Raw genomic sequence first — 24319 nt, 5'->3', positions numbered from 1 at the left:
GCCTAAGAGAATGAGTATAAAAAAGAGCGGAAATGAATTTTTTTGGCAGGCTAGGGTCTATTATGAGGACACCGATGCAGGTGGTATTGTTTATCACGCAAATTATCTCAAATATATGGAGCGTGCTAGGACAGAGTGGTTAAGATTATTTGGGATTGAACAATCTACGCTATTAGAAGAAGGCACTGGATTAGTTGTTAAAAGTATGGAAATCAACTTCTTATCCGCTGCTTACTATGACGAGCTGTTGAGTATTCGTAGTCAGGTTGTAGAATTAAAGCGGGTCAGTGTGCTGTTTGAACAAGAAATATATAATACCGATAAAAAATTATTATTAAGTGCGCGTGTCAGGGTAGCAAGCATTGACTTAAAAAAAATGAAGCCAAAAGCTATACCTGAAAACATTTTAGGGGAATTATCTCGTGTCATCTGAGCTGTCTTTTTTCGACTTGTTTTTGCAGGCTAGTTTGCTTGTGCAACTAGTTATGATCCTTCTACTTCTTACCTCTATCGTTTCTTGGACATTTATTTTTCAACGCAGTAAGGCATTAAGTTCTGCTAATCAAGAAATGCGCAAATTCGAAGATAGATTTTGGTCTGGGGCAGATTTAAACCGGCTCTATCAAGAGTTGTCTGCTAGGAAAGAACTCGCTGGAATGGCGAACGTATTTGTAAGCGGTTTTAAAGAGTTCGTTAGGTTATCTAAAACAGTGACATCGGCAGAAGCCATTATGGAAGGAACACATAGGGCTATGCGAGTTTCGCTTTCTCGGGAAGTTGATTATCTAGAAAACCATTTACCCTTCCTTGCCACGGCGGGTTCTATCAGTCCTTATATTGGACTCTTTGGCACAGTGTGGGGGATCATGAATGCGTTTATTGCCTTAGGGGAAGTTCAGCAGGCGACGCTTGCAATGGTTGCCCCGGGTATTGCAGAGGCGCTAATTGCTACTGCAATGGGGTTGTTCGCGGCAATACCTTCTGTTATTGCGTACAATCGATTCAGCCATCAAGTCGAGAAGCTCGAGTCAAGTTATGTCAATTTCATGGAAGAGTTCTCTAGTATCTTGCATCGCCAAACATTGGCAACATCAACAGAAAACCGTGTAAGAGAAAAGGTTTAAGTTATGATGTATGTCAGAAAACGGCGTAAACCCGTATCAGAAATCAATGTGGTGCCATACATAGATGTGATGCTTGTGCTTCTAATCATTTTTATGGTCACAGCACCACTAGTGACGCAAGGGGTAAAAGTTGATTTACCGAAAGCAGATGCCCAGCCGCTTAAAGATGACTCGAAGCCGCCATTGATTGCATCAGTTGATGCAAGCGGGCAGTATTTTTTGAATGTTGGGAACAGTCAGGACAAACCTCTTGAGGCTTCTGAGCTTGCGGCGCTTGTCGGAGAACATTTGAAAAAAGAACCAGAAACACCGGTTATCGTTAAAGGTGATGGGGCCGTTCCCTATAATAACGTAGTGCAGCTTATGGTGTTGCTTCAGCGTTCTGGTGTGCCTTCAGTCGGACTTATGACGGACTCTTCTGAGATCGAATGAATAATACCTCGGCTGCAATTTTAAAATCTGTTTTATTGCACCTTGTTTCTGGAGGGTTGTTACTGACGAGTATGAACTTCGTTTCGACTCCTAAGCCTCAGGTAGTGGAGGTCTCGGCACCTATTATCAATGCAGTATCTATTGATAAAGCGCTTGTGGAGGCTAAATTAGAGAAGATTCAGCAAGAAAAAGACGCTGTTATTCGAAAAGAGCAGCAAAGGCGAGCAGAGGCCGCCAGAAAGAAACAGCAAGCAGAAGCCAAACGTAAAGCTGAAATAAAGCGTAGAAAGGAAGCTGCAGCTCGAAAAGCGAAAGAGAAAAAATTGAAAGAGCAAAGGAAAAAAGAGGAAGCTCGTAAGCGTGAAATAGAACGTCAGAAGAAAGAAGAGCAACAGCGACAAGCAGAAGAAAAGAAAAAACGGGAAAGGGAAGAGAAAAAACGCAAGGAGCAAGAGGCAAGAAAGAAAAGGGAAGAAAGGGAAAGAGCTGAACAAGAACGCTTATTGCAGGAACAATTGGAGGCCGAGCAGGCTTCTAGAAAGAATCAGCAACGACGTAGGCAAGTATTAACGGAGTTGCAAAAATATGAAGCTCTGATCAAACAAACCATCATTCGTAATTTGATTGTTGATGATTCAATGAAGGGCAAAAAGTGTCGTTTGAACGTTAAATTAGCGTCAAATGGATTGGTATTAAGCGTTAGGGTGTTACAGGGGGATACCATTTTATGTCGGGCAGCTGAATCGGCTGTTTTAAAAGCGACAACTTTACCTGTATCCCCGGACCCAGACGTATACGCAGAATTGAAAGATATTAACTTAACAGTAGAGCCCAACTTGTAATGTTAAAGAAAATTTATTTGGTAATTGGTTTTTTCATCGCTTTTTCTTTTGGCAAAAGTTATGCCGCGCTGGAAATAGTTATCACTGAAGGAATAGACACAGCCAGACCAATTGGTATTGTGCCATTTAAGTGGAAGGGCGCCGGCGTGCTACCCGGACGCTTGGAAAACGTTATTAGCGCAGATTTAAGAAGAAGCGGAAAGTTTAAACCTGTAGATGTTGGCACAATGCCCCAATACCCGGCCAGCGACTCTGAAGTTGATTATTCTGCATGGGCTGGAGCAGGTGTTGATGTCATCTTGGTTGGCAGTGTTCAGCAGCACTCTTTGAATCGTTATCTTGTGACTTTTGAATTAATCGATGTTGTGCGAGGACAGATAACAGGCGGCAGATCGCAAATTTTAAGCAATGGTCGTTTAGTGGATAGTGATGATCATGTTCTTGAAACAAGCCAGTCAATTGTAGATGGTGACAATTTCAGACAACACGCTCACCGTATAAGTGACATCGTTTTTGAAAAATTAACAGGTATTAAAGGGGCATTTTTAACAAGAATCGCCTACGTTATTGTTAAAGACTTTCGTACTGAGAAATACCCATATCAGCTTGTTGTAGCTGATTATGATGGCGAAAACGAGCGCGTGCTATTACGTTCTCGTGAGCCATTAATGTCACCAACATGGTCTCCTGATGGGAATAAGCTAGTGTATGTTAGTTTTGAAAACAAACGTTCACAGATATATATGCAGGATATATATACCATGAGCCGCACTCGATTAACGGATTTCCCCGGAATTAATGGCTCTCCAGTGTTTTCTCCTGATGGAAAACAAATGGCGATGGTATTATCCAAAGATGGAAATGCAGAACTGTATGTTATGGATTTAGCTTCCCGTCAATTACGACGGTTGACGAAAAATCGTACTATAGATACAGAGCCCGCGTGGATGCCCGATGGAAAAAGCATAATATTTACATCAGAACAGGGTGGCAAACCACAGATTTATCGCGTAAATTTAGCATCTGGAAAGGTTCGCCGCCTAACATTTGAAGGTGAATGGAATTTAGGGGGGACTGTTACGCCAAATGGAGCAGAGTTGGTGATGGTTAACAGAACCCGAGGCAATTATCATATTGCCAGACAAGATTTGAAAACGGGTGTAATGCAAGTGCTAACCAAAACTTATTTGGATGAGTCACCGAGTATTGCACCAAATGGGGCGATGATTATTTATAGCACCCTACATCAAGGTCGACAAGTGTTGTCGTTGGTCTCCCTTGATGGTCGGTTTAAAGCAAGATTACCAGCCGCTAATGGAGAGGTGAAGTCTCCAAGCTGGTCTCCGTTTTTATTGTAATTAGTTAACAGTTAGATAAGTATATTTTTATAAAAATAAGGATTCCGAGGATGCAATTGAACAAAGTATTGAAAGGGGTGTTAATCGCTCTTCCTATGGCCACTTTGGTAGCGTGTTCATCTAGCCCGAGCGACAGCCAAGCTGACGCAGAGAGAAACGCTGCTGCCTCTAGTTCTACTTCTTCTTCAAGTGCTAACGGTGGATCTGATGTTCAATTAGATCGTGCGGACCGTATTAAAACCGCTGAAGAAATCAAAAGAGAAAAATTGGAAATGCTTCGAAACGATCAAATCGTTTATTTCGGATTTGATCGCTCTAATCTTCAATCTGAGTTCCACTCACTGCTTTCTGAGCACGCTGACTTCCTAGTGCAGAATCCTTCTCAACGAGTCGTTATTGAAGGGCATTGTGATAAGCGTGGTACACCTGAATATAATATTGCCTTGGGCGAGCGAAGAGCAAAAGCGGTTGAAACTTTCTTGCTTAACTCAGGCGTAAGCAGTTCACAAATTTCAGTTGTTTCTTATGGCGAAGAAAAACCTGCTGTTATGGGTGATACTGAATCTGCATTTTCTAAGAACCGTCGAGCTGTATTGGTTTATCAATAAATGCGTAGGTTAACTCAGAGCACGTTAGTTCCTCTGGTCTTATTTGGAGCAGCTGTTAATGCTGCTCCGGCTCCAGTAGCGAATGTTAATGGAAGCTCGATAAATGATCGCGTCGCTGTATTAGAGCGAATGGTGGAATCTCGCGGTGATATGCAGCATAGGTTGCAAACTCAGCTTGATGACATGCAACAAGAAGTTAATCAAATTCGAGGTGATCTTGAAGTTCATAGTCATAAGTTGGAACAAATTCTCCAGCGACAACGTGAACTATACTTAGAAATTGATAAGCGTATTGAAATGGCAATGCGTAAACCTTCCTCGACTAATTCATCAGGTGATTCTAATCCTGCTCCAGAACCTCAAATGTCCGCTGATGAGAGTACTATGTACGATCAGGCGGTTAATCTTATTCTTAAGGATAAGAAATATGAGCAGGCAATTCCTCAATTTCAAAGCTTCTTAACGCGTTTTCCAAAGTCCGAATATGCTCCAAATGCACATTATTGGTTGGGGTTATTATTGTTTAACAAGCAAGAATGGGCTTCTGCGAAAGAACATTTTAGTACAGTGGTAAGTTTTTATCCTGATTCCACCAAAAGGGCAGACTCGTTGTTGAAATTGGGTGTGGTAGCTTTGAGGCAAAACAATAAAGCGCAAGCATTGAAATTATTTGAGCAAGTTGTCAAAGAGTATCCGGATTCTAGTGTTCGTAAGCTAGCGGAAAGTCGCATTAAAGGCTTGAAGTAGTTATTTTATTTGCAAGGTAAATTGGTCGAGGCCGAAGCTGTGTGACCATATTTTGTTGTAATCCTCGTCAATTTGCCCGTAAATTGTTCGGTTGAACAAGAAAATCAAATAAATCGACATTTAAGGCTTGCACGAAAAAATCTTTTAAGTAATATACGCCTCCGTTGCCACGGAGCAACAAAGAAAACAAATTGTGGGTCGTTAGCTCAGTTGGTAGAGCAGTTGACTTTTAATCAATTGGTCGCTGGTTCGAATCCAGCACGACCCACCACTTAAAAAGTCGTTTGTTTTCAAATTCAATATAATGATGGGTCGTTAGCTCAGTTGGTAGAGCAGTTGACTTTTAATCAATTGGTCGCTGGTTCGAATCCAGCACGACCCACCATCTACGCCAAGTTTACCGTCATCTTACACTTACTATTCAAATCTCATTTTAGTACTCTGCCTTATTAAATATCATGCTTTTTGTTGGCATTAACTTCTTATTTCTAAGATAATGCGGGCGTTTTAGTTTTACCAAGGATATGGCTAAAGCATTAATGAATAACTTTTCAGTTGTAGTAGAAAACGAGCAGATCAAGAGAGCAGAATGATTCAGGCGAGCAGAATTGAGATAGATTATCCATTCCCTAAGAAACCGGCCATTTTGACCGAAAGTCAAAAATTGGCTCACCGAGAGCAGATCAAAACATTGCTGAAGCAGCAAAATGCAAAATTGATCGCGCATTACTACACGGACCCTGAAATTCAAGCATTGGCTGAAGAAACTGGGGGCTTTGTTTCTGATTCTTTAGAAATGGCTAGATTTGGTCGAGATTGTGCCGCTGACACCTTGATTATTGCTGGTGTTAAATTCATGGGGGAAACAGCGAAGATACTGAGCCCTGAAAAGCGCGTGTTCATGCCAACACTTGAGGCGACCTGTTCTTTGGACTTAGGTTGCCCGATTAAAGAATTTAGTGACTTTTGTGACGCACATCCTGACCACACTGTAGTGGTTTATGCAAATACTTCCGCAGCAGTGAAGGCTAGGGCAGATTGGGTTGTCACATCAAGTATTGCTGTTGATGTAGTCGAGTATTTAGAAGAGCAGGGCGAAAAGATACTTTGGGCACCAGATAGGCACCTAGGAAGTTATATTGCGAAGAAGACAGGCGCCGACATGTTATTGTGGAATGGCGAGTGTATCGTTCATGATGAGTTCTCTGCAAAAGCACTCGCTAAAATGAAAAAACTTTATCCTGATGCAGCCATTCTTGTTCATCCAGAATCACCAGCCAGTGTTGTAGAGATGGCAGATGCAGTAGGCTCAACATCTCAGCTAATTAAAGCATCTCAGAGCCTTCCTAATCAAAAGTTTATCGTGGCTACTGACAAGGGCATCTTTTACAAGATGCAGCAGATGGTACCAGAGAAGGAGCTTATTGAAGCGCCTACATCTGGTAGTGGTGCGACATGTAAAAGTTGCGCGCATTGCCCCTGGATGGCAATGAATGGACTTGAGGCCATTGAAGGCGTGCTGACCAACAATGTTGGCAATGAGATATTTGTCGATGATGCTTTGCGTGAAAAAGCATTAATCCCTTTAAATAGAATGCTGGATTTTTCAGCAGATAAAAAGTTAAAAGTGAAAGGTAATATATAAAATAGTCACTTTAGCTAAAAAATAAGCGAAAGCATTTGTTTTTACTAATAATCGCTTGATTCAACCGGCTGAATTGCCTAACATACGCCACCTCTTTAGGTGATTCAGCTAAAGATGATGTTCTATTAGGTGAGGTGTCCGAGTGGCTGAAGGAGCACGCCTGGAAAGTGTGTATACGGAAACGTATCGAGGGTTCGAATCCCTCCCTCACCGCCATATCTCAATGAATTTATTCAGAAGTGACTCGATTGTTGTCGACTTTAGATTTCAGTTTTTGTCGGATTATATCTGAGTCAGATGTTTTCTAAATATAGCGATTGCCATATTTCTAATATGCTAAATTTACCTCCTGTCGAAACGCATGTTTTCTTAGTGTATTCCATAATTATGATAGATAATTTATCTACTACAATTCTTCGTTGAGTAGTGTAATTCTCCTAACAGTTTTCCTAAATATAACTTGGTAAAAGTCATATATTCTTGTGTTGTAGAATTGCATTACAGATCCCCGTTCTAATTTAATCAAAGTAGGCGATTTTCTTCTTTTCAAATTAAAGCGTTAGAGCTAGTACGCTACACTTAAATCGAATTAACTAAAGTTTGATGATGCCTTTGCCAATAATTTTCATTGAGTGTTTTAGGACGATATAAAGCAAACCGAACATAATGGTATGAATAACGTAAATATGGAATTTCTGTAGCATTTCTGTGTTGTTTATATTTGCGGATGTGAAAAATATTAGAACTGTACAAATAATCAAGTTAACCCAAATTACGATACCAAACGTGGCATGAATAAGGTGGTCTAACGGTATGGGTTCAACTTTATCAGGATAATAACTTGCGGTAGTGAAGGGCCGCATCATGATCAGCTTTCTGACCATAAAAGCGTTGAGAGCAAGAAAAACGTACCAAACGGTATTGGGGCTGAAACTTTCGTTTAGGTGAGTATAGAGGTCGCAATATAGACTAATAACAACAACAGCTAGGAAATATTTAAATCCACTTTCTTTTTGGAAGATGAGCGTACTTAAAAAACATATAAAGTAGAAAACCCATTGTGCATTGTTATTTAAGGTTAGAGCAAAAAAGGTAATTTGTTCTAATGCTTTTCCTAAAATTAAAATGCTGATAATGCCAAGTAAATTAATATTCTTTTTGACATAAAAAGCAGTAATTAACAAAAATATAAAGTAAAGCTGATCAAAAATATAAATATTGCCTAGGGTATAAATCCCTAAAGCAATAAAACATCCTGTAATTACCATGCTGAGGGCTTTGTACGTGTTTCCAGTAAAAAACATTTAGTATGGGAATATCCTATCAATTAGCTTTCTAAATTCGCTCTTTGTTTCCTCTTGAGCCCTTGGCTTACATATTAGCCACCAATTTGAAATAAGTTCATTTTCAAGCTCTTGTATTGTTGCTAAATAACAATTTTCGATAGCGACTATCTTTTCTCGACTCACTTGCAGCCTTAAGGCGAGATCTTGTTGAGTAAGACCCGAATTTAATCTGAGTTTCTTCAAGACTTCTGCCTTTGCAATATGCGTCTTATTCACGCTTTTTTTTGATGACATAGGTTAACACTTCGTTCGGCTTAGATTGAACTAAAATTGGTTCAATCTTTTACTCAAAAATGAATTGGCTAAGAGCTTTAGAGATGGAATGGGTAATATAATAACCGATTTGGTAATCTTTACAAATTTATAAAACAATTAGGTAGCATTGATTTTATCTATTGTAGAAGCCTATCGGAGAGGGGGGGAGTGATGAATAGGTTTATTCAGGAGATGTGTTACTGTTCTTCTTTGTCGCTTGATAGCTCACAGATTGAATCGTTTTCATCAGGTGCCAATACCAAGTTGTTCGGTGGGAGCTTTTACTAACTTTATTGCGTAGCCCTTGTTCTGTTATTGGGCGACCATTGTCGGTAAGTAGATGTGCTAGGGTTTTATAATTTAACCCCCTTAATGCCATTTCAGCTTTAATATGGCGCTTAATTTCAAGCGCAGCTGTTCTGTCCAGTTCCTTCTCTGATTCAGATTTATTCTTTTTCGTTTCTTTTGTCTTTGGCACGCTTGCTAATCGTCTTAACTTAAAGCATTTTTCAGAAAAGCTAGGCAACAGTGTTGCTGCCTAACCAACCAAATATTCTATGCTTGAGTTAGCATTGATTTACGACGGATTAAATTATTCATCTGACGCATAGATAGTAAATGCGTAAAGATCGGATTCAATAAGCCGCGCTTACGGAAATCAAGGAATTGCTCGTCTGACATTTCTTCGACTTTCTTTTCGTCGATGATATAAACGCCATCAATGTTAAATTGCTTGTCATTGACTGTAACGGTGATCTGACGTTGAACTAAAAGTTCTTTATCCATAAGCTCTTTCGCGAATCCTTTGGTCAGGTGCTCTTGCTCAAGATAAGTGCGCATGGCATCTTTTTGCTTCGATAAGAACTCAGTTTCGTTACCGTTTTCGTCGAATAGCGCTACGCCATCATCTTCGTTAACAAGTTCACTGTCAAAGTCAACGGCAATGCCGAAGTTTGCTTTGTCTTCAGGGTTTTGCAATAAACCAAATGGACGATGCGTGTAACGAGCTGGCATGTATGCCGCATCCCAATCCGAGCCTTTAACAAATAAGTTTTCGCCACGCTCAATGCCCATTAAAGCAACGACCTGTATTTCGTCACTTTCGCTGTTTTTAATAAAACAAATTGGGAATTCGATAGCAGCGTGAGAAAACTCTCCAAGCACGAGTGGTAAAATGCTTTGCTGTTTTAAATCACTAACATCACGGTTAGTTTTAATTTTAATATTCTTATGAGTATTGCTATTTAAAAGTTCTACCTTGGCCATTACTTTTCCGATGGTGTGTTAATGGTTGTATAAATTAATGCGACATACTAACGACCCTGTGAAATTTAACAACTTTTATTATGTAAATTTTCATAGGATTGGAGTGGTTTTTAGGAAGTATTATAATGAATGCTATGAAGCCGCAATGCTGCTTAAAATAAGCACTTCGGCTTCCCATTAATGTTGTAAAATAGAGCCTCGTTTTTCATAAAAATGTCATATTTCAATAGTGGTTATGACTTCTAAACGGGATAGCTCTAAAACATTCAAGACAAACTTTTCTGAACGCCAATTCGCTTCAATTTAGGCATTCCCATTACTATTTAAGCTTAAGCATGCGTGAATCGGCTGTCAGCACTGATGGTTTCACTTTGGAAAACAACAGGCTGCGGTTGGAATTGATTTCTGCCGCCTTCTTTTGCTTTACGCAAATATTCATCAGCACGTCGTATAGCAACATCAATGGGAGTATTAATGTTAACTTCGCTCACGCCCATACTGACGGTGATGGTTAGCTTTTTAATTCCAAAATCATCTTGATGTTGTGCCAATTTATCTTTTATTTTTTGTGCGACGATGAGCGCTTGTGTCGAGTTGGTTTGTGGCAAAATAAACATAAACTCCTCACCACCCCAGCGCGCAATAGTGTCTTGCTTACGGATAATATTTTTAAACAGGTTGCCAAGAGTGACGATGACCTTATCACCTTGCTCATGTCCGTACTTGTCATTGACCCGTCTAAAATGATCAACATCGCATAAAATAAGTGACACTGGAGACAAATTACGCTCTATTCGGCGGTATTCATACTCAAGTTTATCCAGGGCTTCTTTGCGATTAGGTAATTGAGTGAGTAAGTCATATTTTGCCATTTGCTCGAATTTTCGACTAATTTTGTTCATAAATTCAAATGACCGCTGGCGTGAGTGTTCATAGTAAGCAAATAAAACGGTCACGCTTAGGAATGAGAAAAGAAGGCCGACTTTGAAATCAGAAGTGTAAGTTGTTGCGAGCAGCAAGTCGTTTGGCGTGAATAACATGAAACACATGATGCTGATAAAAATACCAATGTTGATGAGGCCACGCTTTAATCCATCTAAAAACAGTGCAACAGGAGAGACCAAATATATCCATAATGGACCGTGGTTGTTTACGCCGCCTGAATAAACTAAGTACAACATAAAAATTAGAATGGAGTACAGCAGAAGTTGGACATAGAGATTCTTATTGCCGGTATAGCGTTGAAGAATATGAATTCCAAGGTAGCAGAAGCCCAAACAATAAAGGATTAACGTTAGCACGGCATGGTCTTGCAGAATTGTTCCAAATCCAAAACACAAAAACATACCCACTAACCCGAGTAAGTTAACCATCAGGGCTTTGTGGTTTCTGTCTGGTCTGTTGTGTGGGAAAACACCAACATTTAAATAGCTATTGAGGACGCTTTTTAGATAGTTCATAGTTTAGATTTTGTTATCTCCCAAACTCAGGCAGGTTGTAACGTCTAAGGCTATATGCAGTGTTGTAGCAAATGAATACATCAATTTGCCCGCTGAGTAAAATTATATTACCAGTAAGCCGAAGGATGTTTCCAGAAAATAAATTAGTCATTTTTTCATGAGTGTAAAGGTGAGGTGTAATGGAGGGGTACTCTAACCGTTAAGTTACTCCGATAAACGGGGTTTTTAGTGGCAGTATTGCGTTATTTTTTGTAATATCGCGCCGTTTTTATTGATTACAACAGCTCTGGATTTACGTTCCAGCTTGCTCAGAGGTATTTATGTCAAACTACGTTGTTTGCGCGCTGTATAAATTTGTCGCGCTAGATGATTACAAAGAAAAACGCCAACCATTACTTGAAGAAATGGAAAAGCTCGATATTAAGGGCACATTGCTACTTGCCAAAGAAGGCATTAACGGCACCATCTCAGGCTCCCGAGAAGCTATCGACGCCATTCTGGCCTATCTTAATTCAGACGAACGATTAAACCCCATTTCCTATAAAGAATCCTACGATGAAACTCAGCCGTTTTATCGTACAAAAGTAAAGTTGAAAAAAGAAATCGTTACCCTTGGCGTAGAAGGGGTTGACCCGCGCAAAGTGGTTGGCACTTACGTGAAGCCAAAGGATTGGAATGCGCTGATTTCTGATCCTGATGTGGTATTAATTGATACCCGCAACGATTACGAAATTGAAATTGGCACGTTCAAAAACGCCGTTGACCCGAACACCAAAACCTTCAGAGAATTTCCTGAATATGTGAAGAACAATATGGACCCACAAAAGCAGAAGAAAGTGGCAATGTTCTGCACGGGGGGCATTCGTTGTGAAAAATCCACTGCTTACATGAAAGAAATAGGTTTTGAAGAGGTATATCACCTTGAAGGCGGTATCCTTCAATATTTAGAAGATGTGCCCAAAGAAGAATCAATGTGGGAAGGCGACTGTTTTGTATTCGATAACCGCGTGGCGGTAAACCACGACTTAGAAAAGTCAGTTTATGATCAATGCTATGCATGTCGTTTACCGATTACCGAAGAAGACAAACAAAGCGAGTTATTTGAGCCCGGAGTTTCTTGCCCACGTTGTCATGGAACCCATTCGGAAGAGCAGATTGCGCGATTCAGAGAGCGAGAAAAGCAAGTTAAGTTAGCAGAAATGCGTAACGAGAGTCACTTAGGTAATGAAGCGCGTGATGCCACTTTGAATAAGCGTCGTTACAAATCTGAAGTGCGCAAAGCACAGCGCGCTGCGGCGCAAAAATAGCTACGCCTAGAAATTCATATCATTACATTAAAAGCCGGGGTTTCCCGGTTTAATTAGATGGTCCGTCTCATCTCTAAGCTAGTCTTAGAGTTAGGCAATCAAAGAGGCGAACCATACATTTTTATGCCTAATCTCGCATTAAAGCTGTCACCTTTGTTTTAGAGCAAATTTTTCATTCACACTTGCTATTATAATTAGCGACTTTGACAATAGACAAAGATGAGAAAATGCTTTTATCATCATACGTTTTGTACTGTGAGTTAAATTAGTATGTCTCAAGATAAAACACTATCGCCTGAACAAGTTGAAAAAATTCGTGAAGACTTTGCCTTTTTCGATAAGGATCAAAATGGTCGGATTGATCAGGATGAGTTTTTTGAATTATTGACAGTGTTATCGCCAAAAATTAAACCGCATCAGGCACAAGAAGGTTTTTCCCTTATCGACAAAAACGGCGATGGAGTGGTAGATTTCGAAGAGTTTTTAGACTGGTGGCAGAACAATTGGTGGGAGTATTAGTTCAGTCACTGCTATTTTTGCCTGATTAAACCGTGTGTTACACGGTTTTTTCCTGTTAACTGACTTTAAAACAAGGGCTGTAAACATTATGGAATTTATTTGGGTTCTGGTTGCATTCGTGTGTGGATTTGCATTTAAGTTCCTTTCCTTACCCCCGCTAATTGGCTTTCTTTGTGCGGGTTTTATCCTCAATTTTTACGGTGTTAAACCAACCGATAACCTGAATATGCTTGCCGATTTGGGCATTACTCTGATGTTGTTCACCATTGGTTTAAAGCTCAAAGTGAAGGACTTATTCCGCGCCGAAGTGTGGGTGGGAACGGGATTATCCTCTGCGTTTTGGATAGCCTTGTTTGCGGGTTTCTCCATGCTTTACATGATGATGGGGCTGGCTTATTTTTCCGTATTAGAGTGGAAAACCGCTACCTTGTTAGGTTTCGCTTTAAGCTTTAGTAGCACAGTGTGTATTGTAAAAGTGCTGGAAGATAGCGGCGAAATGAAAACGCGGCACGGTAAGCTCGCCATCGCCATTTTAGTTATGCAGGATATCATTGCGGTAATTTTCCTTGCATCAGCAACCGGTAAATTACCGTCGGTCTGGGCCTTAGGTTTGCCATTGCTTTTATTCGTTCGACCTTTGCTCAACAAACTTATTGTGTTTGCAGGACACGGCGAGTTACTGCCATTAACCGGTTTTTTCTTAGCTTTAGGCGGTTATGAACTTTTCACCTTAGTTGATATGAAAGGCGATTTAGGTGCGTTAATTTTGGGTATCGTACTGAGTTCTCATCCCAAAAGTACCGAGCTTGCAAAGTCCTTGCTTGGTTTTAAAGACTTATTCTTAATCGGCTTTTTCCTTTCCATCGGCTTTATTACCATTCCAACATGGTCAATGTTTGCGATGGCGCTTTTCATTTGCGCCCTGATTCCAATCAAATATGTGCTGTTTTTCTCTTTATTCAGCGCCTTGAAGCTGCGCGCGCGAACCAGCTATTTATCCGGGTTGCTATTAAGTAACTTTAGTGAATTTGGCTTGATTGTGGTGTCTTTAAGTGTAGCGCAAGGCTGGTTGCAAAAAGATTGGTTGGTGATTCTAGCCATCTCTGTTTCCCTTTCATTTGTGTTTACTAGTATTGCCTACCGCTTTGTTCACCGCTATTACACGCAACTCAAACCTTTCCTTATTCGCTTTGAAAGAAAAGAGCGTTTACCAGAAGATGCTTATGTTGAACCCGGTAAAGCTTCTGTTTTGGTTGTAGGCATGGGGCGAGTTGGTAAAGGCAGTTTTGATGCATTAACAACGGCATTGGGTTCTGGTGTGATAGGGATGGATGCCGACAGTGAACGAGTTGGTCGTTTACGAGATGCAGGAAAGAATGTGATCTATGGCGATGCTGAAGACGCAGATTTGTGGGAACGTACCGATATTAGCGCTCTCCAACTCATTTTATTAGCGCTACCTTCAATCGAAGATATTGACAACATTTGTCAGCAACTACGTGATGCGGGTTACAAAGGAAAGCTTGCAGCAATGGCTCGCTTCGAAGATGAACGAAAACACCTAATTAACTCAGGTATCGACAAAGTCTTTAACTTTTATACGGAAGTGGGTGCCGGCTTTGCTGAAGAAAGTTTGGCGGTGTTACAGGACATCAAAAAAGAAGCGAAACTACAATCGGCGAATGCATAATAACTCCGCTCTCATAACGACTTTATTCTGAAAGTAATAAAAAACCGATGCCATTACTGACATCGGTTTTTTTAATAGTGAAGTGCTAGTGCACAGCTAAAACTCTTATAAGGCTAATGCTTCGCGAGCATCCACGTATTCAAGGTTCAACTGTTGACCTAACGCATCTACAACGGCTTTGTAAGTCACTTTTCCTTTGTGGACGTTCAAGCCATTCAGTAAATGCGGGTCGTCTAACATGGCTTGTTTCGGGCCTTTGTTAGCAAGGGCTAAACCAAAGGGAAGCGTGGCATTGTTCAGTGCCATTGTGGAGGTGCGAGCAACACCGCCCGGCATGTTGGCAACACAGTAATGTACAACACCATCAACAATGTAAACCGGATCTTGGTGCGTTGTGGCTTTGGATGTTTCGAAACAGCCGCCTTGGTCAATGGCAACATCGACTAAAACCGCGCCTTCTTTCATGTTTTTGATGTGTTCACGTGTTAATAGTTTAGGGGCCGCTGCACCCGGAATTAATACCGCGCCAACAACAAGGTCGGCCTTAGATGAATAGTTTTCAATCGCATCTACAGTGGAGTAAACGGTTTTGACCTGCCCAGCAAAAATGTCGTCAATGTCACGTAAACGCGGAAGTGAACGATCAAGAATGGTCACATCTGCGCCTAAACCAAGCGCCATTTTCGCGGCATTAGTACCTACAACACCTCCACCGATGATTAACACTCTTCCTGGTGCAACACCCGGCACGCCACCTAGTAATGTGCCACTTCCACCGTGAGCTTTTTCAAGAAAATGTGCGCCAGCTTGGATAGACATACGTCCCGCAACTTCACTCATTGGCGCTAACAAAGGTAAAGAGTTTTTGTGATCGGTTACGGTTTCATAAGCGATACAAGTTGCACCACTGGCAACTAATAATTCCGTCTGAACTGGGTCTGGGGCTAAATGTAGATAAGTGTATAATGTTTGTCCTTCAGACAACATTTGACATTCATTTGGTTGGGGCTCTTTTACCTTGACGATCATTTCTGCTTTAGCAAAAATTTCTTCAGGCGTTTCAATAATCTGTGCACCAGCGTTAATATATTGCTCGTTATCAAAACCAATAGCAGAACCTGCATTTGTCTCTACAATCACTTGATGACCATGACTAACAAATTCTTTAACCGCAGAAGGCGTTAAACCAACACGATATTCGTGATTTTTTATTTCTTTGGGTACACCAACCAGCATGCGCTTTCACCTCTGTTAAAAATAATAACATTTATTTAAGGCGGCGATTTTAATGGAGATTAATTAGCATTTTCGGCTTTAATTTGGTACAAAACAGCATAAAATTTTATAATTAACCTCTAGTGTAATATAAAATATGCTGGTAAAAACACCAAAAAGCCTTGATAGGCTTGATAGAAGCATCCTCCACGAACTTCAGCAAGATGGAAGAATCTCAAACGTTGAATTAGCCCGTAAAATAGGACTCAGCCCAACGCCATGCTTAGAGCGTGTAAGGCGTCTGGAAAAACAGGGATATATCTCTGGTTATCATGCAACCGTTAACCCTGAGAAGGTTGGGGCGGCGATGTTGGTTTTTGTTGAAATTACTTTAATGAAAACTTCTGTGGATATGTTTGAAGAATTTTCTACTGCGGTAAAAGAACTTGACGATATTCAAGAATGTCATCTGGTCTCTGGAAATTTTGATTATCTATTAAAAGCGCGAGTAGCTGACATGTCATCCTACCGAAAATTACTGGGTGATGTATTATTGCGACTTCCTGGAGTTAGTGAGTCTCGAACTTATGTAGTCATGGAAGAGGTAAAACAAACTACCCACATAAAAATTAACGTGAAATAACGCCTATTTTGGGTAAAAACTCAACGTTTGAGTGAGCCTCTTACAGGTATAAGGTGGGATTTTAGAACAGCTCTTGGTATCTTATAAAATTATAAATAATGTTGGCTTTTAATGGATTTAATTAAACGAACAATGCCGCGTTTAACTGGCGTGCAACGGGTACTCGAAGTAGGGATGATCATCACTACCGCCTTTGCACTATTCCTTTTTATCGCACTTACAACGTTTGACTCAGCTGATCCCGGTTGGAGCCAAACCGGTTTTAATGACCGCATCCATAATGCGGCTGGACCCGCAGGAGCTTGGCTTGCGGATATTACGTTGTGGGTATTCGGTTTTATCGCTTACAGTTTTCCTTTTGCAATTGCTCTACTTGGATGGTTTGTCTTCCAACGCTCTAAAGATTTACTCGAGCTAGACTACGCCACCATTGCTTTGCGTGTAATCGGTACTATTTTGTGTGTATTAGGGGCGGCCGGTCTCGCCAGTATAAATTTCGATGATTTAGCCACCGTTTCTTCCGGCGGTATGGTGGGCGAAGCCATTAGTCATGCGATGATCCCATTCTTTTCTATTGCTGGGACTAATTTACTCCTCTTATGCTTCTTTGCTACAGGATTCACCTTAGTCACTGGCATTTCTTGGTTGAGTATTATTGATGCGTTGGGTGGTATCACCATTTTTACCGCGAGAAAAGTATACCAGCTCCCGCATTCTGCCGGAGCACTAAAGTCGTTGCCTAACCCCTTGAAAAAACAGGGCGGTGAGGCACTAGCTAAACCTTCGTCTATTGAAATTACGTCAATGCGAGTTGAGCCAGATGTATCTGTTTCAGCTAAGGCCCAAGGTGGCTCTGAGAATAGTGATGATTTTGTAGAAGATTATGATGAATCCAATCAACCTGCTTATGAGAAAGAACCGCCCGTTACTGTGCAAGTGGTTACGCAACAAACCGACGATTATGTTGATGAAAATGATGTGCCACCTTGGCAAGAGAAAACACATGTTGTAACTAAGTCTGCTCAACAGGTTGCCGCCGAAAAGGCCAAAGAAGCAGAGCAAGTTGAGCCTGAGGGGGATGCACCATCATTTGATTTGCTCGACAAACCCAATAGAACGAAAGAGCCGATTTCACAAGAAGAACTTGATGGCGTTGCACGCTTATTAGAAGCCAAGCTCGCCGATTTTAGTGTACAAGCGAACGTAGTGGGGGTGTATCCCGGCCCTGTTGTGACGCGATTTGAGCTGGATTTAGCACCCGGTGTAAAGGTCAGCAAAATATCGGGTTTATCAAAAGACATCGCCCGTGCCATGTCGGCCCTGTCGGTGCGGGTTGTAGAGGTTATTCCGGGTAAATCTTACATTGGGCTTGAATTACCGAATAAACACAGAGAAACGGTTTTCTTAAGTGAAGTCATTACCAGTCAAGTGTTTGATAAAGCGGCTTCCGCATTAACCATGGTGCTTGGCAAGAATATCTCGGGAGAACCTGTAGTAGTTGATTTGGCTAAAATGCCTCACTTGTTGGTTGCCGGTACAACCGGTTCAGGTAAATCAGTTGGCGTGAATGTCATGATTCTAAGCCTGTTATATAAGTCCACGCCTGACGATGTTCGCTTCATCATGATCGACCCAAAAATGTTGGAACTATCTGTATATGAAGGCATTCCACATTTACTGGCCGAAGTAGTAACTGATATGAAAGAAGCGGCGAACGCGTTGCGTTGGTGTGTGGGTGAGATGGAGCGTCGCTATCGCTTAATGTCAGCGCTCGGTGTGAGGAACTTAAAAGGCTATAACGCCAAAGTATTAGAAGCGATTGAGAATGGAACGCCCATTAAAGATCCACTTTGGAACCCTAATGAAAGCATGGATACCGAAGCGCCAGATTTAGAAAAGCTGCCTGCAATTGTTGTGGTGGTTGATGAATTCGCCGACATGATGATGATTGTTGGCAAAAAAGTAGAAGAGTTAATCGCACGTATTGCACAGAAAGCGCGAGCGGCTGGCATTCACTTGGTTCTGGCAACACAGCGGCCATCGGTGGACGTGATAACGGGCTTAATTAAGGCCAACATTCCAACGCGTATTGCGTTTCAGGTTTCATCAAAAATTGACTCTAGAACCATTTTAGATCAGCAAGGCGCAGAAGCGCTGCTTGGCATGGGGGACATGTTGTATCTTCCACCGGGAACCGCAGTTCCAACCCGCGTTCATGGTGCATTCGTTGACGACCATGAGGTTCACGCAGTGGTTGCCGATTGGAAAGCCAGAGGCAAGCCGCAATATATTGATGAGATTTTATCAGGAGATGCGAGTGAAGAGGTCTTGCTTCCGGGAGAGCAACCAGAAGGGGCCGATCAAGAGTTTGATCCTTTCTATGATGAAGCTGTTGCTTTTGTGACAGAATCACGTCGGGCATCGGTTTCGGGCGTGCAACGCAAATTCCGCATTGGTTATAACCGCGCGGCGCGATTGGTTGAACAAATGGAGCAAAGTGGCGTGGTGAGCGCACCGGGTCACAATGGTAATCGAGAAGTATTAGCACCACCGCCACCAAAAGGGTAGTTCATGAAATTGAGTATTAAACGCGCCATTTATTTCAGTGTGATTGGCTTGGTATTGTCGATGTCATCAACGGCACTTGCTGAACAAGATGCAAAATCCGCATTGCAAGCAAAGCTAATGCAATTAAAAAGTTATATAGCCAATTTCGAGCAAACAGTAACGGATGCAAATGGTGAAGTTCTGCAACAAGCCAAGGGCCAGATTATAGTACAGCAACCACAACGTTTACGTTGGGAAGTGTTGCCGCCCGATGAAGGGGTATTGATTGCCGACGGTAAAACCTTGTGGCACGTTGACCCATTTGTAGAACAAGTTATCGCTCTTGATCAGAGCCAAGCAGTAAATGATCATCCTATCATGCTGTTAGCCGAACCCAATTCAGCGTTATGGCGTGATTATAAGGTGTCTTACGCAGACGGTACTTATTCAGTTACACCCATCAAACAACCTCAGTCAGTTAAGCAATTTCAACTGATGTTTAACAAAGCCGATGTGCTAACGGGGATCGAAATACTCGATCAACAAGACCAACGTAACCAACTCCAATTTCGTCAGATTCAGTCCAATGCTCACATTGCCAAAGGGGTGTTTGAGTTCTCTGTTCCCGAAGGATTTGAGTTGGATGATCAGCGCTAATCAACTCAGGTTTTTTTATGTCTTTGTCGCTTAACTTTGGTGAAGTGAGTCAGCCTCTAGCGGCCTTATTACGCCCCAAAAGCATCGATAATTATGTTGGTCAGCAACATATTGTGGGTGAGGATAAACCCCTATATCGAGCGTTAATGTCTGGCCAAGCGCATTCCATGATCCTGTGGGGGCCGCCGGGGACAGGAAAAACCACGCTTGCTGAAATTGTCGCCCACAGTATTGATGCCCACGTAGAGAAGGTGTCGGCAGTAACAGGCGGTATTAAGGAAATTCGCGCGGCGATAGATAACGCTAAGCAGCAAGCGCAAGACTTTGGACGAAAGACGATCCTCTTTGTGGATGAGGTGCATCGGTTTAACAAAGCACAACAAGATGCTTTCCTGCCCTTTATTGAAGATGGCACAGTGGTTTTTATTGGTGCAACAACGGAAAATCCGTCTTTTGAATTGAACAACGCTTTGCTTTCTCGAACGCGCGTGTATGTGCTCAAGTCTCTTGAAGAAGAAGATTTAGCGAAGCTGTTAGAGCGAGCTTTAGATAGCGCAGAATCATTACAAAATACGCAGCTAAACCAAGAGGCTACCCAAGCATTAATTGCGGTATGTGATGGTGATGCGCGTCGTATGCTTAATATTTTGGAGATCGCGGCGCAGCTTGCTTCCGGGGCTGAAATTACTAAGCAAGATATTGCTCAGGCATCGGGTGACAAACTTGCGCGATTCGATAAAGGTGGCGACCATTATTACGACTTACTTTCTGCGTTTCATAAGTCGGTGAGGGGCTCAAGCCCAGACGCAGCTTTATATTGGTTTTCGCGTTTGTTGGTGGCAGGCTCAGAAGTAACCGCCATTGCTCGGCGTTTGTTGGCCATCGCCTCAGAAGACATTGGCAACGCAGACCCAAGAGCATTACAAGTTACTCTCAATGCATGGGATATTTATCATCGTGTAGGCGCCGCCGAAGGTGAAAGAGCCATAGCGCAAGCGGTTGTGTATTGTGCTAGCGCGCCTAAAAGTAACGCTGTTTACAAAGCGTTTAAGTCAGCAATGGCGCTTGCTAAAGAAACAGTAAATCAACCTATTCCCATGCATATTCGCAATGCGCCTACCCAATTACTCAAAGATATTGGCGCGAACCAAGGTTATCGTTATGCTCATGACGAAACGTATGCCTATGCCGCAGGTGACAACTATTTGCCAGAAGCGATTAAAGACGCAAAATTCTATCAGCCAGAGGCGCGTGGAATGGAGAAACAAATTAAAGCTCGCTTAGATTTTCTGCAAGAACTAGATCAACAGAGCGATAAAAAACGGTATGACTAATCTGGCAACATATGGATTCATCGCCATTGGCGGCGCGGTCGGTGCGTGTTTGCGCTTTTTTATTTCAGAAATGACGGTGCTTTGGCTTGGCAAGGGATTTCCTTTTGGTACACTTTTGGTCAATCTTATCGGCTCATTTCTATTAGGCGCGCTTTATGCTGTCATTGAGCAAGGGATCATCGGTATTGCACCTTGGAAAACGCTCGTCGGTATAGGCTTGCTCGGCGCGTTTACCACCTTTTCCACCTTCTCTGTTGATAGCATTTTGTTATTGCAAAATGGTATGTACTGGAAAGGGGTTTTAAATATTTTCATAAATGTCGTTTGCTGCCTGCTAATGGCTTGGTTGGGCATGCAAATCATAAAAGGTAATTAAGAATAAATGTTGGATTCAAAATATTTACGGCAAGACATTGAGTTTGCCGCTGCTGCGCTCAAAAAGCGTGGCTATACACTTGATGTGGAGCAACTTACGGCATGGGAGGAAAAGCGTAAGCATCTTCAAAGCCATACTCAAGAATTACAAAATCAACGTAATGTGCGCTCCAAATCCATTGGTAAAGCGAAAGCGGCGGGTGAAGACATAGAGCCATTGTTGACGGAAGTGAGCCAGCTTGGCGAAGCGTTAGATGCGGCAAAAAAAGAACTTGCAGAGCTTCTTTCGAATATTGATAACGCGGCAATGGGCATTCCTAACTTACCTCATGAGTCGGTGCCAGAAGGTAAAGATGAAAATGAAAATGTTGAGGTGCTTAAATGGGGCACACCGAAAACGTTTGATTTTGAAGTGAAAGATCACGCAGACCTAGGCGCGAATCTAAAAGGTATGGATTTCGAGTTATCGGCAAAAATCAGTGGTTCTCGCTTTGTTGTGATGCGTGGTCAAATCGCGCGTTTAAATCGTGCATTGTCTCAATTTATGTTAGACACCCACACAAGCGAACATGGATATGAAGAAGCTTACGTTCCTTATTTAGTTAATGCGGATAGTTTGCGCGGCACAGGTCAGCTTCCCAAATTCGGTGAAGACCTGTTCCACACACAACCGGCGACCGAAGAAGGCGTTGGAATGTCGCTTATCCCGACAGCGGAAGTACCACTAACAAACTTTGCCCGCGATGTGATATTTGACGCGGATGAATTGCCACTAAAATTAACTGCTCATACGCCATGTTTCCGTAGTGAAGCAGGTTCTTATGGACGCGACACGAAAGGCTTGATCAGACAGCATCAATTCGATAAAGTCGAATTAGTTCAATTGGTTAAGCCAGAAGATTCTTTCGATGCTTTAGAGGAGCTAACAGGGCATGCAGAGAAAATTCTTCAAGCGTTAGAGCTACCTTATCGTAAAGTGGTGTTATGTACCGGTGATATGGGCTTTGGAGCCTGTAAAACCTACGATTTGGAGGTGTGGCTACCAGCACAAAACACTTATCGTGAAATTTCAAGCTGCTCAAATATGTTTGATTTTCAAGCGAGAAGAATGCAAGCAAGGTACCGCCCAGAAGGGGGAGCTAAACCCGAGTTGTTGCACACATTAAATGGCTCAGGTTTAGCGGTTGGAAGAACGCTTGTGGCTATTTTGGAAAACTATCAACAAGCCGATGGCACGATCGATGTGCCAAAAGTATTGCAACCCTATATGGGGGGACTTACTAAGATCGGTTAGTTTGTTAAGTCGGCAGATGAGTTTCTGAAGTTTAGAGGGTTATTTATGCAGAAAAACCAAGAGATTCGGTTTCTTATGAAGTTTGTTTACTGGCTATCTATCGTCGGTATCTTTTGTTTGGTTGGTTATTTTGTATGGATGATTTTCTCAACCATTAACCAAGGATAAAACTAACCGTCTCTGGTTTTTTAGTTTAGTAAACATAAAAGTAATGACAACGGGTTATCGTGAAAACGGTAGCCCGTTTTTCATTAAAGGCACTTAGCTGGCTTAGGTAATCCGGCTACCTTTGTTGCCTGTTTGGCGGCGCCTTTAGGAAATAATCGGTGTAGATAACGGCTGTTACCTTTTTCCGGTCCCAATTTGGCCCCCATTGCTTTTACCAAAGCTCGAATAGCAGGACTGGTGTTAAATTCCAAGTAAAAATCTCTCACAAAATTCACGACTTCCCAGTGAGCTTCAGTTAACTCAATATTTTCAGTGCTGGCTAAAACGGGAGCGAGTTCAGGCGACCAGTCATTGACATTTAACAAATAACCATTGGCATCAATTGCCAGTTTTTGACCATTAAATTCAAGATACTTTTCAGACATAAACTACCAACTAATCGTTTTTTCAAATTGCAAACAGAGGTCGACGAATTCGTTATAGCCAACTTTTGTTACGTCTTCCTTATTAAACGCGAGGCCGCGTAGCCTTAAGTCATCCTCTAATAAAAATAATCGCGTAGCAGGTAACGAGCGGGACAGAGTTTGTAATGCTTTCTCATTAAGCAGCATTAATACGGCATCGTTTCTTAATAAGCAGGCGTCTTCTTCACTAATGTAATTTAGTTTTTCTGCCAGCGCTTCCGTGTTCACGCTTTTCGATAAAATATGAAGATTCATTACAGCGTTACCACATGTTTATAATTACGGAGTAGGGGAGATAACGAGTGCTTTTCAAATAACGCTATGTCGATACAAAGATCATTTAAGGCTAAATTCCGTTGTTCTAAACTGTTTTTGCAAACGTAAATGTTTTCTATGTCGTAAAATGCCATCGCTGGATAACTTTTAGTGTGATTTTTATAGCCATGGCTTTCAGGTTGTTGGTTTTTCACCAGTTGAAACACGCCATCATCTATAAAAAACATTGAAACGTCTTGCTCTAAATTGGCAAATGAGAATGCTAAATCCAAAGCTTCTAATCCATTCGGAGAGACATTGGAAGCGCTGACATTGATAATTGCAATAGACATTAGAATTGCACCATCCTGTCCGCTTGAGAAGATAACGCTGCCAACTCAGTTAATCCAGATAGGCTAAACACTGGGTGCAAAGATGATTCTTTTAGATGATGCTGTTTAGCTTCGATGTCATCAATAATGCCACGTCTGCCTGCGGCCGTAGCGCAAACAAGGAGTGGAACCTGTTTGTCGTATAGGTGTTGCCAAATATCTGATGAAGAAGGCTCACCGGCTTGTGGCAGATTGAATTTATTGGCATGAGTCACACCGGCGTTGTAGAAAAAAACGGTGACGTTGTGTCCGGCATCTAGTGCCGCCAATGTAAACTGTTTAACCGCATTGGCGCTGTTGCTGTCGTAATGCGGAGAAGTAACTAATAAAACAAAATTCGCCATGAATTACATTCTATGATCAACGAAAAACACCC

General features: G+C 41.8%; 27 protein-coding genes and 3 tRNA genes. 20 read left to right on the top strand and 10 right to left on the bottom strand.

Features of this window, described 5'->3' with window-relative positions; genetic code table 11:
* Positions 1-10 precede the first annotated feature (10 nt).
* From ybgC to HJG39_RS06855, 11 genes are all read left to right on the top strand, one after another.
* On the top strand, positions 11-433 hold the full coding sequence (ybgC, locus tag HJG39_RS06905; protein ID WP_268408169.1) for a tol-pal system-associated acyl-CoA thioesterase: 423 nt from the start codon (positions 11-13) through the stop codon (positions 431-433).
* A complete protein-coding gene (gene tolQ / locus HJG39_RS06900; RefSeq protein WP_268408168.1) occupies positions 423-1124 on the top strand; it encodes a protein TolQ in 702 nt (233 codons plus the stop codon). The genes ybgC and tolQ overlap by 11 nt, the downstream gene beginning before the upstream one ends.
* 6 nt (positions 1125-1130) lie before the next feature.
* Positions 1131-1556 (top strand): protein TolR, encoded by a 426-nt coding sequence (gene tolR, locus HJG39_RS06895; RefSeq protein ID WP_268408275.1) that lies wholly within the window; start codon positions 1131-1133, stop codon positions 1554-1556.
* A complete protein-coding gene (gene tolA / locus HJG39_RS06890) occupies positions 1553-2398 on the top strand; it encodes a cell envelope integrity protein TolA (protein WP_268408167.1) in 846 nt (281 codons plus the stop codon). The genes tolR and tolA overlap by 4 nt, the downstream gene beginning before the upstream one ends.
* Positions 2398-3756, top strand: coding sequence for a Tol-Pal system beta propeller repeat protein TolB (gene tolB / locus HJG39_RS06885; protein ID WP_268408166.1), 1359 nt, complete (start codon positions 2398-2400; stop codon positions 3754-3756). The genes tolA and tolB overlap by 1 nt, the downstream gene beginning before the upstream one ends.
* A gap of 50 nt (positions 3757-3806) precedes the next feature.
* Positions 3807-4364: a peptidoglycan-associated lipoprotein Pal gene (pal, locus tag HJG39_RS06880; protein ID WP_268408165.1), complete on the top strand. Its 558-nt coding sequence runs from the start codon at positions 3807-3809 to the stop codon at positions 4362-4364.
* Positions 4365-5111 (top strand): tol-pal system protein YbgF, encoded by a 747-nt coding sequence (gene ybgF, locus HJG39_RS06875; RefSeq protein WP_268408164.1) that lies wholly within the window; start codon positions 4365-4367, stop codon positions 5109-5111.
* Between the two features lie 195 nt (positions 5112-5306).
* Positions 5307-5382, top strand: a tRNA-Lys gene (locus HJG39_RS06870).
* 38 nt (positions 5383-5420) lie between these two features.
* A tRNA-Lys gene (locus tag HJG39_RS06865) sits at positions 5421-5496 on the top strand.
* Positions 5497-5700: 204 nt separating this feature from the next.
* Positions 5701-6756, top strand: coding sequence for a quinolinate synthase NadA (gene nadA, locus HJG39_RS06860; RefSeq protein WP_268408162.1), 1056 nt, complete (start codon positions 5701-5703; stop codon positions 6754-6756).
* Positions 6757-6884: 128 nt separating this feature from the next.
* Positions 6885-6972, top strand: a tRNA-Ser gene (locus HJG39_RS06855).
* Between the two features lie 377 nt (positions 6973-7349).
* On the opposite strand, the gene HJG39_RS06850 is transcribed toward HJG39_RS06855, so the two are convergent.
* The 5 genes from HJG39_RS06850 to HJG39_RS06835 all read right to left on the bottom strand — a co-directional run bounded on the left by HJG39_RS06850 (position 7350) and on the right by HJG39_RS06835 (position 11083).
* Positions 7350-8060 (bottom strand): hypothetical protein, encoded by a 711-nt coding sequence (locus tag HJG39_RS06850; RefSeq protein WP_268408160.1) that lies wholly within the window; start codon positions 8058-8060, stop codon positions 7350-7352.
* Entirely contained in the window at positions 8061-8336 is a 276-nt protein-coding gene (locus HJG39_RS19420) for a helix-turn-helix transcriptional regulator (protein WP_442781010.1), read from the bottom strand.
* Positions 8337-8538: 202 nt separating this feature from the next.
* The gene (locus HJG39_RS06845) at positions 8539-8883 is read right to left on the bottom strand and encodes a DUF6471 domain-containing protein (RefSeq protein ID WP_268408159.1); all 345 of its coding nucleotides are present in this window, start codon (positions 8881-8883) and stop codon (positions 8539-8541) included.
* 29 nt (positions 8884-8912) lie between these two features.
* Positions 8913-9623 carry a SapC family protein gene (locus HJG39_RS06840; protein ID WP_268408157.1) on the bottom strand — a complete coding sequence of 237 codons (711 nt, stop codon included), beginning with the start codon at positions 9621-9623 and terminating at the stop codon, positions 8913-8915.
* Between the two features lie 329 nt (positions 9624-9952).
* Entirely contained in the window at positions 9953-11083 is a 1131-nt protein-coding gene (locus tag HJG39_RS06835; protein ID WP_268408155.1) for a GGDEF domain-containing protein, read from the bottom strand.
* A 320-nt stretch (positions 11084-11403) separates the two neighbouring features.
* Between HJG39_RS06835 and trhO the strand changes: the two genes are divergently transcribed.
* The 3 genes from trhO to HJG39_RS06820 all read left to right on the top strand — a co-directional run bounded on the left by trhO (position 11404) and on the right by HJG39_RS06820 (position 14599).
* Positions 11404-12390, top strand: coding sequence for an oxygen-dependent tRNA uridine(34) hydroxylase TrhO (trhO, locus tag HJG39_RS06830; protein WP_268408153.1), 987 nt, complete (start codon positions 11404-11406; stop codon positions 12388-12390).
* A gap of 270 nt (positions 12391-12660) precedes the next feature.
* Positions 12661-12909 (top strand): EF-hand domain-containing protein, encoded by a 249-nt coding sequence (locus HJG39_RS06825; protein ID WP_268408151.1) that lies wholly within the window; start codon positions 12661-12663, stop codon positions 12907-12909.
* Positions 12910-12997: 88 nt separating this feature from the next.
* Positions 12998-14599, top strand: a complete 1602-nt coding sequence (locus HJG39_RS06820) for a cation:proton antiporter family protein (protein ID WP_268408150.1) — start codon at positions 12998-13000, stop codon at positions 14597-14599.
* 105 nt (positions 14600-14704) lie between these two features.
* Here HJG39_RS06820 and ald read toward each other — a convergent pair whose 3' ends face one another.
* On the bottom strand, positions 14705-15835 hold the full coding sequence (gene ald / locus HJG39_RS06815; protein ID WP_268408148.1) for an alanine dehydrogenase: 1131 nt from the start codon (positions 15833-15835) through the stop codon (positions 14705-14707).
* 136 nt (positions 15836-15971) lie between these two features.
* On the opposite strand from ald, the gene lrp reads away from it, so the two are divergent.
* The 6 genes from lrp (at position 15972) to serS (ending at position 22664) form a co-directional block, all read left to right on the top strand.
* Positions 15972-16457 (top strand): leucine-responsive transcriptional regulator Lrp, encoded by a 486-nt coding sequence (gene lrp / locus HJG39_RS06810; protein WP_268408146.1) that lies wholly within the window; start codon positions 15972-15974, stop codon positions 16455-16457.
* A gap of 111 nt (positions 16458-16568) precedes the next feature.
* Positions 16569-19025, top strand: coding sequence for a DNA translocase FtsK 4TM domain-containing protein (locus HJG39_RS06805; protein WP_442781009.1), 2457 nt, complete (start codon positions 16569-16571; stop codon positions 19023-19025).
* Positions 19026-19028: 3 nt separating this feature from the next.
* On the top strand, positions 19029-19661 hold the full coding sequence (lolA, locus tag HJG39_RS06800) for an outer membrane lipoprotein chaperone LolA (RefSeq protein WP_268408144.1): 633 nt from the start codon (positions 19029-19031) through the stop codon (positions 19659-19661).
* A 17-nt stretch (positions 19662-19678) separates the two neighbouring features.
* Positions 19679-20995 (top strand): replication-associated recombination protein A, encoded by a 1317-nt coding sequence (locus HJG39_RS06795; protein ID WP_268408142.1) that lies wholly within the window; start codon positions 19679-19681, stop codon positions 20993-20995.
* On the top strand, positions 20988-21371 hold the full coding sequence (gene crcB / locus HJG39_RS06790) for a fluoride efflux transporter CrcB (protein WP_268408139.1): 384 nt from the start codon (positions 20988-20990) through the stop codon (positions 21369-21371). Before HJG39_RS06795 ends, crcB begins: the two co-directional genes overlap by 8 nt.
* Positions 21372-21377: 6 nt before the next feature.
* Complete coding sequence (gene serS, locus HJG39_RS06785; protein WP_268408138.1) at positions 21378-22664, top strand: serine--tRNA ligase; 1287 nt, start codon at positions 21378-21380, stop codon at positions 22662-22664.
* A 251-nt stretch (positions 22665-22915) separates the two neighbouring features.
* On the opposite strand, the gene HJG39_RS06780 is transcribed toward serS, so the two are convergent.
* Genes HJG39_RS06780 through tusD form a run of 4 tightly spaced genes read right to left on the bottom strand, consistent with a single transcriptional unit; the run spans position 22916 to position 24287 of the window.
* Positions 22916-23257 carry a TusE/DsrC/DsvC family sulfur relay protein gene (locus tag HJG39_RS06780; protein WP_268408136.1) on the bottom strand — a complete coding sequence of 114 codons (342 nt, stop codon included), beginning with the start codon at positions 23255-23257 and terminating at the stop codon, positions 22916-22918.
* Positions 23258-23260: 3 nt separating this feature from the next.
* Positions 23261-23551 (bottom strand): sulfurtransferase complex subunit TusB, encoded by a 291-nt coding sequence (tusB, locus tag HJG39_RS06775; protein ID WP_268408133.1) that lies wholly within the window; start codon positions 23549-23551, stop codon positions 23261-23263.
* Entirely contained in the window at positions 23551-23904 is a 354-nt protein-coding gene (gene tusC / locus HJG39_RS06770) for a sulfurtransferase complex subunit TusC (protein ID WP_268408131.1), read from the bottom strand. Before tusC ends, tusB begins: the two co-directional genes overlap by 1 nt.
* The gene (gene tusD, locus HJG39_RS06765; RefSeq protein WP_268408129.1) at positions 23904-24287 is read right to left on the bottom strand and encodes a sulfurtransferase complex subunit TusD; all 384 of its coding nucleotides are present in this window, start codon (positions 24285-24287) and stop codon (positions 23904-23906) included. Before tusD ends, tusC begins: the two co-directional genes overlap by 1 nt.
* Positions 24288-24319: the final 32 nt, after the last annotated feature.

The sequence above is a fragment of the Alteromonas sp. a30 genome, assembly GCF_026788005.1.
Taxonomy (GTDB): Bacteria; Pseudomonadota; Gammaproteobacteria; order Enterobacterales; family Alteromonadaceae; genus Paraneptunicella.
The sequence above is the reverse complement of the archived record's forward strand: the minus strand, read 5'-3'. Positions and strand labels throughout refer to the sequence as shown.